At 51.3% G+C, this 13,122-nt stretch carries 10 protein-coding genes; 7 read left to right on the top strand and 3 right to left on the bottom strand.

What is annotated here, in order from left to right:
- Positions 1–18: 18 nt before the first annotated feature.
- Entirely contained in the window at positions 19–2,463 is a 2,445-nt protein-coding gene (gene pheT / locus GOM71_RS08210; RefSeq protein ID WP_156279693.1) for a phenylalanine--tRNA ligase subunit beta, read from the top strand.
- A 264-nt stretch (positions 2,464–2,727) separates the two neighbouring features.
- The gene (zapA, locus tag GOM71_RS08205) at positions 2,728–5,193 is read left to right on the top strand and encodes a cell division protein ZapA (protein WP_156279691.1); all 2,466 of its coding nucleotides are present in this window, start codon (positions 2,728–2,730) and stop codon (positions 5,191–5,193) included.
- 79 nt (positions 5,194–5,272) lie between these two features.
- On the opposite strand, the gene GOM71_RS08200 is transcribed toward zapA, so the two are convergent.
- The 3 genes from GOM71_RS08200 to GOM71_RS08190 form a co-directional block, all read right to left on the bottom strand.
- A complete protein-coding gene (locus GOM71_RS08200) occupies positions 5,273–5,953 on the bottom strand; it encodes an SDR family NAD(P)-dependent oxidoreductase (RefSeq protein WP_156279689.1) in 681 nt (226 codons plus the stop codon).
- A gap of 227 nt (positions 5,954–6,180) precedes the next feature.
- On the bottom strand, positions 6,181–6,558 hold the full coding sequence (locus tag GOM71_RS08195; RefSeq protein WP_173275383.1) for a cupredoxin domain-containing protein: 378 nt from the start codon (positions 6,556–6,558) through the stop codon (positions 6,181–6,183).
- A 164-nt stretch (positions 6,559–6,722) separates the two neighbouring features.
- Complete coding sequence (locus tag GOM71_RS08190; protein ID WP_156279685.1) at positions 6,723–7,088, bottom strand: phage holin family protein; 366 nt, start codon at positions 7,086–7,088, stop codon at positions 6,723–6,725.
- Between the two features lie 178 nt (positions 7,089–7,266).
- On the opposite strand from GOM71_RS08190, the gene GOM71_RS08185 reads away from it, so the two are divergent.
- The 5 genes from GOM71_RS08185 (at position 7,267) to cysK (ending at position 13,121) form a co-directional block, all read left to right on the top strand.
- On the top strand, positions 7,267–9,633 hold the full coding sequence (locus GOM71_RS08185; protein WP_156279683.1) for an endonuclease MutS2: 2,367 nt from the start codon (positions 7,267–7,269) through the stop codon (positions 9,631–9,633).
- 74 nt (positions 9,634–9,707) lie between these two features.
- A complete protein-coding gene (locus tag GOM71_RS08180) occupies positions 9,708–10,130 on the top strand; it encodes a DUF350 domain-containing protein (RefSeq protein ID WP_156279681.1) in 423 nt (140 codons plus the stop codon).
- Between the two features lie 126 nt (positions 10,131–10,256).
- Entirely contained in the window at positions 10,257–10,799 is a 543-nt protein-coding gene (locus GOM71_RS08175; RefSeq protein ID WP_156279679.1) for a hypothetical protein, read from the top strand.
- Positions 10,800–10,917: 118 nt separating this feature from the next.
- The gene (locus GOM71_RS08170) at positions 10,918–12,180 is read left to right on the top strand and encodes an MFS transporter (RefSeq protein WP_156279677.1); all 1,263 of its coding nucleotides are present in this window, start codon (positions 10,918–10,920) and stop codon (positions 12,178–12,180) included.
- 23 nt (positions 12,181–12,203) lie between these two features.
- Positions 12,204–13,121, top strand: a complete 918-nt coding sequence (cysK, locus tag GOM71_RS08165; RefSeq protein WP_156279675.1) for a cysteine synthase A — start codon at positions 12,204–12,206, stop codon at positions 13,119–13,121.
- Position 13,122 lies beyond the last annotated feature (1 nt).

Genomic DNA, 13,122 nt, shown 5'->3' with positions numbered 1-13,122 from the left:
AAGGAAGGGGATAAAGCGATGAAAGTATCCTATAAATGGTTGAATGAATATATCGAGCTGTCGGGCTTCACGGCTGAGGAACTGGCTGAAAAAATGACCCGCGGCGGCATTGAGATCGATTCCGTCGAATCGCTGAACAAAGGCGTAACCGGCGTTGTCGTCGGTTATGTCAAATCCCGCGAGAAGCATCCGGATGCAGACAAGCTGAGCGTGTGTAAAATTGATGTCGGTACAGGTGAAGAGCTGCAAATCGTATGCGGCGCGAAAAACGTCGACGCGGGACAAAAGGTTCCGGTTGCAACGATCGGCGCCAAGCTTCCGGGCGATTTCCAAATTAAACGCGCGAAGCTTCGCGGCGTTGAATCGCAGGGCATGATCTGCTCGGCGAAGGAGCTCGGCATTAACGAAAAGCTGCTGCCGAAAGAGCAGCAGGAAGGCATTCTTGTGCTGCCGGAATCGACGCCGATCGGCGCTGCGATCGGCAATGTTCTTGGCATTGACGATGAAGTGCTGGAGCTCGACTTGACGCCAAACCGTTCCGACTGCTTGAGCATGCTCGGTGTCGCTTATGAAATCGGCGCTTTGACCGGACGCGAGGTTAAGCTGCCTGAAGCAGCGATTAACCATACGAAAGAGCGTACGGACAGTCTCGTTTCCGTAAAAATCAGCGCCTCTGACCATTGCCCGCATTACAGCGCGCGTTACATTAAAGGCGTGAAAATCGGTCCTTCTCCGCTATGGCTTCAAAACCGTCTGATTGCAGCGGGCATTCGCCCGATCAGCAATGTCGTTGATGTGACGAACTTCGTTATGCTTGAATACGGCCAGCCGCTGCACGCCTTTGACGCGGATGCGGTGAAAACGGGCAAAATCGATGTTCGTTTCGCCAAAGAAGGCGAAACGCTTGTAACGCTCGACGACCAGGAGCGCAAGCTGGAGCCGCATATGCTCGTCATTACGGACGGCGAAAAGCCGATCGGACTTGCGGGCGTCATGGGCGGCGCTAACTCGGAGGTTCATGCGGAGACGGTTAATATTTTGCTGGAATCGGCGAAATTCGACGGCGGCACAATCCGCAAAACGTCGCGCCAGCTCGGACTTCGTTCCGAATCAAGCGTTCGGTTTGAGAAAGAAGTCGACCCTTCGCGCGTTATCCCGGCATTGGATCGCGCGGCTGCGCTTATTGCGGAATTGGCTAGCGGGTTAGTGACGGAAGGCATTGTTGAAGCGGTGACGACAACAGCAAAGCCTGCAACTATCGACATAACGCTTGCAAAAATTAACGGTTACCTTGGCACCGAGCTGTCCAAGCTTGAAGTGCAAACGATTTTCGAGCGTCTTGGCTTTGCTTACAGCCTGGCTGAAGAAGGCAAGTTCTCGATTGAAGTGCCGACTCGCAGAGGCGATATTACCCGCGATGTTGATTTAATCGAAGAAGCAGCCCGTCTTTACGGCTATGACAACATTCCAACGACGCCTATTCACGGCGACGTAACGCCTGGTTCGTTAACGAAGCCGCAGGCGATTCGCCGCGATTTGCGCAGAAGACTGACCGATGCCGGTCTGCATGAAGTGATCAGCTACTCGTTTACGGGACCTGAACGGACGAAGCTGTTCCCGGCACTGTCCGGCGAAGGGCTTAAGCCGGTTAAGCTGGCGATGCCGATGAGTGAGGACCGCAGCGTGCTGCGCACGACGCTCGTTGCGCAATTGCTGGAGACGGCGACGTACAACCGCAACCGTAAAAATGAATCGGCTGCGATTTTCGAAATCGGCAGCGTATTCCATACCGACGAAGAGCAGCTGACTCGTCTGCCGCAAGAAAAGCACCGCCTCGCGGCGCTGTTGACGGGCAGCCGTACGGAAGCGCAATGGAATCGGAAAGCGGCTCCGGTCGATTTCTATGATGCGAAGGGCATTCTGGAAACCGTATTCCAAGTGCTCGGTTTGACTGGCAAAGTGCGCTATGAAGCGGCACAGCCGGAGCATTTCCATCCGGGCCGCACAGCCGCAGTTCTGATCGAAACGGCTAGAGGCGTAGTGCCTATCGGCTTTGTCGGTCAATTGCACCCGACACTGCAGCATGAAAGCGATTTGGCAGATACGTATGTGCTCGAGATCGGCTTGGATGAGCTGTATGAGCTGGCTGAGTTCGACATCGTATACAAAGCGCTTCCGCGTTATCCGGCTATGCAGCGCGATATTGCCGTTGTGCTTGACCGCGCCGTTCCGGCCGGCAGCCTGACAGCTTCCGTCTGGACTACAGCGGGCGAGCTGCTTGAGTCCGTTCGCGTGTTCGACGTGTTCACCGGCGAGAAGCTGGGCGAGGACAAGAAGAGCGTTGCGCTTTCTCTCGTCTATCGCCATGCGGACCGTACGCTGACGGATGAAGAGGTAACAGAGCTGCATGCGAAGGTTGTCGCAGAGCTTGAGCAATCTTTTGCAGCAGAATTGAGGAAGTAGGCAGGAAACCTTCAAAGCCGCATCGAAATAGTTCCTAATGGAGCTTTCGATGCGGCTTTTTTCGTTATATTATAGTGTAAGCGCGAAACGAAGCTCCGCAAACAGAGGGACGGCGAGGCCGTTTCTATTTGCTTGTAAACGCTGGCAGCTATGACTTGTAATACATGGTTTGCTGGGTGAAATGAAGCGTATGCTTTCGATGCAAAACTTAGTAGATGCTTACGAAGACAGTATTGCTACGCAATACTTTTAGGAGGATTCATTATGATGGATGCAGATCAAACCGTCGTAACCGTTGATATATACGGAAATCAATATAAGCTTAAAGGCCATTCAAATGTCGAATATATGAAAAGAGTCGCCGGCACGATAGATGATACGATGAAGAAGCTGGCTAAAGGCTATCCGCGTCTCGATATGCCAAAGCTTGCGGTGCTTGCCGCAGTCCAGTTTACAGAGGAAGTTTTCCGTCTTCGGCGAGAAAACGACTCGCTGCACGATTCGGAGACGAAACGGATCGAATTGGCGGATAAGCTGGAGCGGGTGATGCAGCGCACTTCCGGATTGGAAGAGGAGCTTGCTGCACAGCGTTTGCAAGCGAAGACGGACCTGGAAGCTGCCGAAGCCGAATATGAGGCCAAGCTTGCAGCTGCGGTTGCCGATGCTGCGGAAGAAGTCGCGTTGAAGCTCGCTGAGGCTGCGGAGCGTTTTGCCGCGCAGCAGCAAGCGGCAGAGCAGCTGCTTGCCCGCGAGCAAGCGGAGGCGGCTGAACTGCTTGCCGCTGTTGAGGCGGAAGCAGCAGAGCGGCTTGCGTTAGCGGAAGCGAAGGCAGCGGAAGCGCTGGAGCGCGAGCGAGCGGAAGCAGCAGAGCGACTGGCTGCAGCGGACGCAGAAGCGGCGAAAGCAGCGGAGCGCTTGGCTGAAATGGCGAAGCGACTGGACGCTGATAAAGCGGAACTATCTGAGCTGCTGAAGCTGCAGCAGACGGAAGCAGATGAAAAGCTGACGGAATTGGAACGCGGCTGGAACGACAAATGGGAGCAGCGTGAGCTGGCATGGGTTGCTGAAGCGGAAGCTAAGAACGCTGAAGCGAAAATTTTGGCGGAAGAAAGCGAACAGCATCTAAAAGCTGACTTCGAAAGGCGCAGAAACGGCTGGCTGGAGGAACGGACTCGCCTGCAAAATGTGGCGGCATCCTTGCAGCAAGGCTGGGATGCTGATAAAGCTTCTTTCGAGCAGCGTATTCATGCTGCAGATGAGCATCTCATGCAAGCGATGGAGCAAGAGGAATCGCTTCGTGCTTCTTTGCAAGGGCTAGAGCAGCAAAATCAGGAGCAAGCAGGCCTTGTGGCTGATGCAAATGCCGAGATTGAACAGCTGCAAGCAAAATGTGTACAAAGCGAAGAGCGTGTTGTATCGCTTGAGGAGCTTCTCGCGTCTGCCCAAGAACAGGAGACGGCAAAAACGGAGCGGTTAGCTGAGGTACAAGCCCAGCTGGAACAGCTACTAGCCGATCAAGAAGCTGCTGCCGCGCAGGCGGAAGCGGCAAGGCTGGAAGAAGTTGCGGAACGAGCAGCGCAGGAGCTGAAATATAAAGAGATGATCGCAGAGCTGGAGAGCCGTTTGGCTGCACAGCAAATGGAACAGAAGGAGCAACTGAACAGCTTCGAGGAAAAGCAGCTTGAGCTGGAGTTGCAGCTGGAAGAAGACCGGAATAAACTGGAGCGTCAATATGCAGATTTGCGTGAAGAGCAAGAGCGTTCGAATGCAGATAAGCTGGAAGAGTTGCATCGTTCCTATCGGGAACAGCATACGGAGCTAGAGCAACAGCTTGACGACAAGGAACAGGCGCTTCGAAATGAGCGTCTCAAGCATGAGACAGAGCGGGAGCAGATCGAAGCGAATCATCAAGCTAAGATCGCCGAATTGGTGCGCAGCCATCAGGAGCAGAACAGCTTGAAGGATCAGCAATTCCAGCAGCTAATGGAGCAGCAGCAGCTTCAACAGCTGGAACAATACGATTCTCTCGAAAGACGGCATAAGGAGCTCGAGCGTGAGCTTCAAGCGCAGCAGGAAGCGAACGAAATTCAGCTCGCGGAGCTGCAGCTGCAGCTTGAACAAAGGCTGAAAGAGAGAGCGGTTGAGCAGGAAGCTTTGCTTGAGGAAGCTCAGCTCAGACATGCAGAGCAGCAGCGAAAGCTTCAAGACAAGCTCGAAGAGCTGACAGCTTCAATCGAAAATGCGGAAATGCGCGAGCTCGGTCAGCTGGATGAGCTGGAGAAGCTGCAAAATCGCGAGCAAGAAATAACCGGGCAGCTGGAATTGATTGCTGCTCGCGAACGGATTGCTTCGCAGCAGCTAGAAGTTGCGACAATTAGGGAACGGGAGCTTGAAGAACGTATTCAAGCAGAACAGAAGCAGCTTGAGCAGCTGCGTCAAGCCGCTGAACAATATACGGAACTCGAACAGCAAAGAGCCAGCGCTGAGGAGCAGCTTCGCCAGCAGCTGGAAGCGGCGCTTTCCGAAGCGGCCGCGGCAGCCGGCATGCAAGAAGCAAACGGCGAAAAGATTGAGTTATTAATGATCGAGCGCAACGAAGCGGAAGCAGCGGCTGAACGTTTCCGTACGGAGCATGAGCTGCTGGCAGAGCAGCACGAGAAGCTGGTTAGAGAGTACCGAAAGCTTCAAACGGAATATAACGAGTGGATCGAGCTTATCGAACAAAGCTAGTTGCAACAATACAAAAAGGCTGGAGCGTCCGATCAGACGATGATCGGTCTCTCCAGCCTTTTTGTATAAATTTAAGTTATTAACCGTAACTGACAATCGTACCGGTCGGGCCGCCAAGCGGCAAGCTGGCCAGTCGGATTAAATCCGGGGTAACAACGGCCGGGTCTTTGCCTGTCGCATGCATTTCGGTACGCAGCATGCCAGGGTTATACAAGTTGACCAAGATGCCATGCTCTTGTTCCTCGTCAGCGAGCGTGCGGGTTAACGATTCTAGACCTGCTTTCGCTGCGCTGTATGCGGCATACCCGCCGGAACCGCTCCTCGATACACCGGCTGTAATATTAATAATTCGTCCGTATTTGGATTGACGCATCGAAGGAAGAATCGCCTTCGTCAACAGAAATGGGCCTGTTAAATTAGTTGCTACTTGCTGTTGCCATTCATGGGCGGTTAATTCCAATACCGTGCCAGGCTCCAGCATGCCTGCATTGTTCATTAAAATATGAATAGACCCGTATCGATCGATCGTTTGTTGAATGGCGGCATGAATTTGCTGTTCGTTTGTAATATCCGTCGGAAGTATGAGCGTATCTTGCCCTGTTTGCTGCTGGATGAGAGTTGCCGTTTCCTCCAGTTTGTTGAGCCTTCGTCCAAGCAGAACGACCCGGGCTCCTTCTCTTGCAAAAGCCAGCGAAGCTGCTCTGCCTAAACCGCTCCCTGCGCCGCTAACGACAGCAACTTTATGGTCGAGTAAACTCAATTGGTTGTCCCTCCCTTGTGGTCATCTCGTATCTGCGCTGTTCTTTCTAGTGTTGAACAAAATCATAGCAGAGCGTTAGGCTTGGGGGAAGAGGTGAAGCGATCAGTCTTTTTTTAAATATTTTTAAATTTCTATTATATTTCTATATGTCGTGAAAGCTAAAAAAAGCCCCGACCTTCAAAAATAGAAGGGCAGGGCTTGCATAGCCATACTTGTGCGTGCTTCGATTACGATACGATCAATTTAGTTTTCATATTACGATGTCCGTTGCCGCATGGCACGTTGCAGCTAATTTCGTATTCGCCGGCTTCGAGCGTTACCGTTTGCGTTTTGTTGTTGCCGATTTTAACATCGGTTTTGGAAATTTCAATGCCGTGAACGCCGTCAGTCGATTCAAGCGTTAGATTAACAGCTTCTCCGGCTTTGATTTTATACTCGGCTTCTTCGAACTCCCAGCTTTTCGCTTTGATAACGACTTCCGGAGCTGCCGTATTTGGTTCAGATACACCGCTCGATGTATTTTCGGTCTTTGCATTGTTGCTTCCGCAAGCTGCGATTACTGCAACAAGGCAGAGAGATGCTGCGAATAGAATCCATTTTTTCATGAAAAGCTCCCCCTTTTGGAACGGAAAAATTTTGATGCTCATTACTATTGTAGCTGAATATGTTCTTTTTTGCAGTGACAGGCTCGTGACAAAAAAAGAAAAGCCCTTAATCCCCGAGGAGAGTAAGGGCTTCGTGCTTGTCAGCAGCGCCGCATCGCTTGCGGTTAATCGTGATCCCGAGTGCTGCGTCCTGCTTCATATGGCGTGCTGACCGGGATAAACAAATCAATAATCCCGATCACAAGAGCAGCAAGAATGGCGCCCAGCCAAGTTACGTTTACTCCGCCGACTATAAATTGCGCAACCCAGATAACGACTACGCTGGCAATAAAGCCGACGATGCCGCGTCCAAACGGCGTAACCTTTTTGCCGAAAATGCCTTCAATGATCCAACCCAGCGCTGCGATAACCAAAGCCAGGAAAAAAGCGCTCCAGAAGCCGCCTACGCTAAATTGCGGAACAATCCAACCGACGACCATTAACACAAGCGCTGAAACGATAAATCGAACAACATGGCCTAGAAAATTCATGTCAAAGCCTCCTCATCAAGATTGGCGAAGCTAAGTACGCTTCGTGAGCCAAAAGTAGTGGCACATCGAATTCATTTTGTAGTATGACCAATATTAAATAAACCATGTATCGCAAAAGGCTAATTCGTGCATCCGCGCTGCGGTTCGGATATAATGAAATGGCGAGAGGAGTGTTACTTTGGACACTAAAATTTTATCAACGCTCGAATTCCACAAAATAAAACATAAATTAGTTCAGCATGCTGCGACTTCGCTTGGCAAACAAGAGGTTGAACGGCTTGCGCCAAGCTCTGATCTTGAGCTGGTAAAGCTTTCGCTCCAAGCGACCGACGAGGCGTACAAAGCGGACCGCCTTAAAGGAAATGCGCCGTTTGGCGGCATTGTCGATATTAGCGCGCCGCTGCATCGGGCGCGGATCGGAGGAACGCTGAATCCTGGGGAGCTGCTTGATATCGCTTCTACGGCTCGCGGGTCGAGGCGCGTGAAGAAGCATATCGAGATGCTGCACGAAGACGATCCGATTCCGCTGCTGCACCAAACCTCCGACCAGCTTTCCGAGCATAAGCCGCTGGAGGACGCAATATTCGAATGTATCGACGATCAAGGCGAAGTGCTTGACAGCGCAAGCGTGGAGCTGGCTTCTGTAAGGAGAGAGCTGCGAAGCGGCGAATCGAGAGTGCGCGAGAAGCTGGAGCAAATGATTCGATCAAGCTCGGTGCAAAAAATGCTTCAGGACGCCATCGTTACGATTCGCGGCGACCGTTACGTCATTCCGGTAAAAGCGGAATACCGGTCGCATTTCGGCGGTATCGTTCATGATCAGTCCGGTTCCGGGGCAACGCTGTTTATCGAACCGGAAACGATTGTCGCGATGAACAACAAGCTGCGGGAACTGAAAGCGGCGGAGCTTCGCGAAATAGAAAAGATATTGCAAAAGCTGACTGCGAAAGCGGCGGAGCATGTCGATGACTTGATTTACAACCTGGAGCTGCTTGGCCGCCTTGATTTCGCATATGCAAAAGCGCGGATGGCGCATGAGCTGAAAGCGACGCTGCCGAGAATGAACGACAGAGGCTTTATTAAGCTGAAGCGCGGCCGCCATCCGCTTATCGCTGCGGACAAAGTCGTTCCGCTTGACGTCGAGCTCGGCAACCAATATACAGCCATTATCGTTACTGGTCCGAATACGGGCGGCAAGACCGTTTCGTTAAAAACGATCGGCTTGCTCAGCCTGATGGCTATGTCCGGTTTATTCGTTCCGGCTGAGGATGGAAGCCAGCTCTGCGTGTTTGATGCGATCTACGCCGATATTGGCGACGAGCAGAGTATCGAGCAAAGCTTAAGCACATTCTCCAGCCATTTGACAAACATTATCCGCATATTGAACTCGATGACGTCCAAGAGCTTGGTGCTGCTTGACGAGCTCGGCGCCGGAACGGATCCGGCCGAAGGTTCTGCGCTTGCTATTGCGATTTTGGAGCATATTCATCGGAAAGACAGCAGAATTGTCGCAACGACGCATTACAGCGAGCTGAAAGCTTATGCCTATAATCGCAAAGGCGTTATTAATGCAAGCATGGAGTTTGACATTTCGACGCTCAGTCCGACGTATCGGCTGCTCGTTGGCGTTCCGGGCCGAAGCAACGCGTTTGCGATTGCGGAACGGCTTGGTCTTGATAAATTGATTATCGACCATGCTAGAGGCGAAGTGAGCGAAGAGGACCAACGCGTTGAGAATATGATCGCTTCACTTGAAGAGGACCGGCTGAGCGCCGAGTCGGAGCGCCAATCGGCGGAGATGCTTCGCCGCGAGATGGAAAGGCAGCGCGAGCGCCACGAAGCGGAAATTCGCCGTTTCGAGGAGCAGCGCGACAAGCTGCTGTTGAAGGCGCAACAAGAAGCGCAAGAGGCAGTAGCAAAGGCAAGGAAGGAAGCCGAGCAAATTATTGCCGATTTACGCAAGCTGGCGATGGAGGAAGGCGCATCGGTTAAAGAGCATAAGCTGATTGAAGCGCGGAGAAAGCTCGATGAAGCGGCTCCGGAGCTGGCCAAGAAAAAACGGCCTGCGAGCGCTTCGGCAGGCAAAGCGGCCAAAATTGAGCCGGGCGACGAAGTCGCGGTGTACAGCTTGAATCAAAAAGGCACGGTGGTCGATATTTCCGGCTCCGAAGCTACGGTCCAGCTCGGCATTATGAAAATGAAAGTGGCGTTGGACGATTTAGAGCTGGTTAAAGCAGGCGCGGCTGTCAAAACGCAGCAGCCGAAGCAGACTTCCAGTCTGAAGCGGACGAAGGATGATACCGTAAGGATGGAGCTTGATTTGCGAGGCGAAAATTTGGAGGAAGCGATTATCGAAGTCGATCGTTTCCTGGATGAATCCTATTTGTCTGGCATGGGCCAAGTTTATATTATTCACGGCAAGGGAACGGGCGTGCTGCGCACAGGCATTCAGCAATATTTGCGCAAGCATAGCCTGGTCAAAGCGTTCAGGCTTGGCGAATACGGCGAAGGCGGCAACGGCGTTACGGTTGCTGAGCTGAAATAGTTTATTGCGAAACGGAAATGCCGTTCTGGAAAGAGCGGCAATCTGTTTACGATTCGGTGAAGGTGGAATCGAGAATGGAGCATGAGGTAGATCGTCTGCTCAGCAATTCCTATGGGGCATCGCTTATTTATGTATCGCTTGTTGTGCTGTCGCTTATTGTGTTTTTGTTCATATTTGAATTGGTAACTCGCTACAATTGCTGGAGTGAAATAAAAAAAGGCAATTTGGCGGTTGCGATGGCGACGGGCGGAAAAATTTTCGGTATTTGCAACATTTTCCGCTTTTCAATTGAAACCAATGATTCGATATATCAGAGCATAATATGGGGCGCATTCGGTTTTGTCATTTTATTAGCGGCGTATTTTTTATTTGAATTTTTAACTCCGGTCTTCCGCATTGACGAGGAAATTGCCAAGGACAATCGCGCTGTAGGATTTATTGCGATGCTCATCTCCATATCGCTGTCCTATGTCATCGGAGCGACGGTTACATTGTAGATTGGGAAAGAGGATAAAGGCATGAAATACCTATGGGGCATTCTGCTTGTCGTTGCCATTTTATTTTTTGCGTTTGGCGTTATTTATTTGATGAATAATTAGAAGAGATGATTAGGGGGAGCTTGAATGACCAAGCACGATCAAGAGCAAGAGCAAACGATATGTCCGTGGTGTATGACGGAAATTGTGTGGGATGAAGAAATCGGAATTGAGAAGCATTGTCCGCATTGCGACAATGAATTAAGCGGGTATCGTACGGTGCAAATTGGCATTGATCGCGATGATGAGGATGAAGACCAAGAAGACCAGGAGCCGGAGTGGGACGCGCAGGACGAAGACGATTCGTACGGCGGACAGCAATGGAGCGAGGGCGACGAGGGCTTTAGACGCACGAATCGCGCTTGGCTTGGAGTCGAGGAGAAGCTCCAGCAAATCGTCGATCATCAAGAGGAGGCTCCGGAGTGTCCTTCTTGCCGTGAATATATGATTGAAGCGGGCAAGCAAAAAATAAATGTCGAGCCGACGATTCATCCGGCTGTCGGAAAGCCGCTTGTTCAATCTCCGTTTGAGACGGTCATTTATATTTGCCCAGCCTGCTTTAATACTTCAGCAATTCTAAGCGATCGCGACCGCGAAGTGCTTGTGAAAGCGCTAAGTCCTAAAGAATAAGAAAGATTAGCAATAGCGGGCTCCGCATGGCACGGCTAGAATTAGGGCAACTTACAAAACGATATTTCACCGTTACGATGCTATGTTTACTTCGTAACGTTTTAGGAGGAGAATCGTTTTGTATAAAAACGCTGCCGCTGCGAAAGTATCGAACCTCCGTTCAAGAGGGGAAGGTGCTTTCGACAGCCAAGCCGTGCTGCTGCTTGCCGTGCAATGGCTGGCTGCCATCGGACATGCCTTGTCAGGCACTTTTGTGCCGGTATATTTATGGAAAGCAAGCCAATCTTACATGCTGATCGGCTGGTATGCGCTCGGGCAATATGCGATTGGCGGACTTACCTTTTGGATTGCCGGCAAATGGGTGAAAGAACATAACAAAATGAACAGCCTCCGTCTTGGCATCGTGCTGTCGGGGAGCTTTTATTTAACGGTGCTGCTGCTCGGCCAGCAGGCCAGATTTTACAGCTTGCCGTTAGGCATGCTCAGCGGTATGGGGCTTGGTTTCTACTGGCTGGCATACAATGTCGTATATTTCGAAATTACAGAGCCGGACAATCGGGACCGGTTTAACGGCTGGGCTGGTTTGCTCGGCTCAACGGCGGGTATGATTGCGCCCTGGGTATCTGGCTATCTCATTACGACGATGAGCGGTGAAAGAGGATATAAACTTATTTTTACGTTGTCGCTCGTCATTTTCGCTATAACGGTTATTTTAAGCTTCTGGCTGGTTAAGCGTAAAAATACCGGAAATCGGTATGAGTGGACTTACGGCTATAGGCAGCTTGCCGAGCGAGGAAATCCATGGCGCAAAATGTTTGCCGCTATTGTTGCCCAAGGTGTTCGGGAAGGCGTATTTATGTTTTTGGTCGGTTTGATCGTATATATTGCAACGCAGGATGAAAGCCGACTGGGCAGCTACACGCTGATTACATCCTTTGTTGCGCTGGTCAGTTTTTGGTTTGTCGGGAAAAGGCTGAAGCCTAGCAATCGCAAAGCTGCGATGCTGCTTGGCACTGTAATGCTTGGAGCTGTTATTTTGCCATTATTCACGAAGGTAACCTATATAACCTTGCTCGTTTTCGGTATCGGCACTTCATTGTTTTTGCCGCTCTACATCATTCCAATTACATCGCGAGTATTCGATCTGATTGGACAATCGGAGAAGAGTGCAGCAATGAGGGAAGAGTTAATTGTGCTGCGGGAGGCGGGACTCATTATCGGAAGGCTGATCGGATTGAGCGCCTATCTTATTTTACTTCCGCTTAATCATTCTACGACAGCGATCGTGTGGCTGATGTTTGCCGTAGGCATAGTTCCGATTGCCGGCTGGTGGTTTCTTCGTTCTTTATTCAATCAACATAAAGCAATTCATAGCAAGTAAATGACAAACGAGAGGCGAGCGGTATGAAAAAAATAGTAAAATCAGTTATTGAATTGATCGGCGATACGCCGGCGGTTAAGCTGAATCGGATTATAGAGGAAGGAAGCGCGGAGGTTTATGTGAAGCTGGAGCGATTTAATCCAAGCGGCAGCGTAAAGGATCGCGCGGCGGCTTCGCTCATTCAAGCTGCGGAGCGCGAAGGCCTGATTGGTCCCGGCAGCCTCATTATTGAACCGACGAGCGGAAATACCGGAATCGGATTGGCGATGAACGCGGCTGCGAAAGGCTATAAGCTTATTTTGGTTATGCCGGACAACATGTCTGCGGAACGGATAAAGCTGGTGCAGGCATACGGCGCACAAGTGGTATTGACGCCTGCGGCTGAACGGATGCCTGGCTCTATTAGTAAAGCGTTGGAACTGCAGCAGCAAAATCCCGGCAGCTTTATCCCGAACCAATTCGAGAACGAAGCGAACCCGGCTATTCACCGGGTTACTACGGCTATTGAAATTATGGAGCAAATGGAAGGACGGCTGGACGCGTTTGTGGCAACGGCTGGAACGGGAGGCACGATAACCGGAACAGGCGAGAAGCTGAAGGAAGAGCTGCCTGATTTGTATGTTGCGGTAGTGGAGCCAAAAGGTTCTCCAGTACTATCGGGAGGCCAGCCCGGACCGCATAAGCTTGTCGGAACCAGCCCCGGATTTGTACCGCCAATTCTCAATACGTCTATATATAATGAAATTATTCAAGTAGCCGATGATGACGCGCTATCAACGATGCGTGATTTGGCGCGCAAAGAGGGAATGCTGCTTGGGCCGTCCTCCGGCGCTTCCGTATGGGCGGCAATGCAAGTGGCGAAGAGGCTGGGCCCTGGTAAAAGAGTGCTTTGCATTGCCCCGGATACGGGCGAGCGCTACTTGAGCATGGATATTTTTTAAA

The sequence above is a fragment of the Paenibacillus sp. NEAU-GSW1 genome (assembly GCF_009737085.1).
Classification (GTDB): Bacteria; Bacillota; Bacilli; order Paenibacillales; family Paenibacillaceae; genus Pristimantibacillus.
This window is presented reverse-complemented; position numbering and strand designations above follow the sequence as displayed.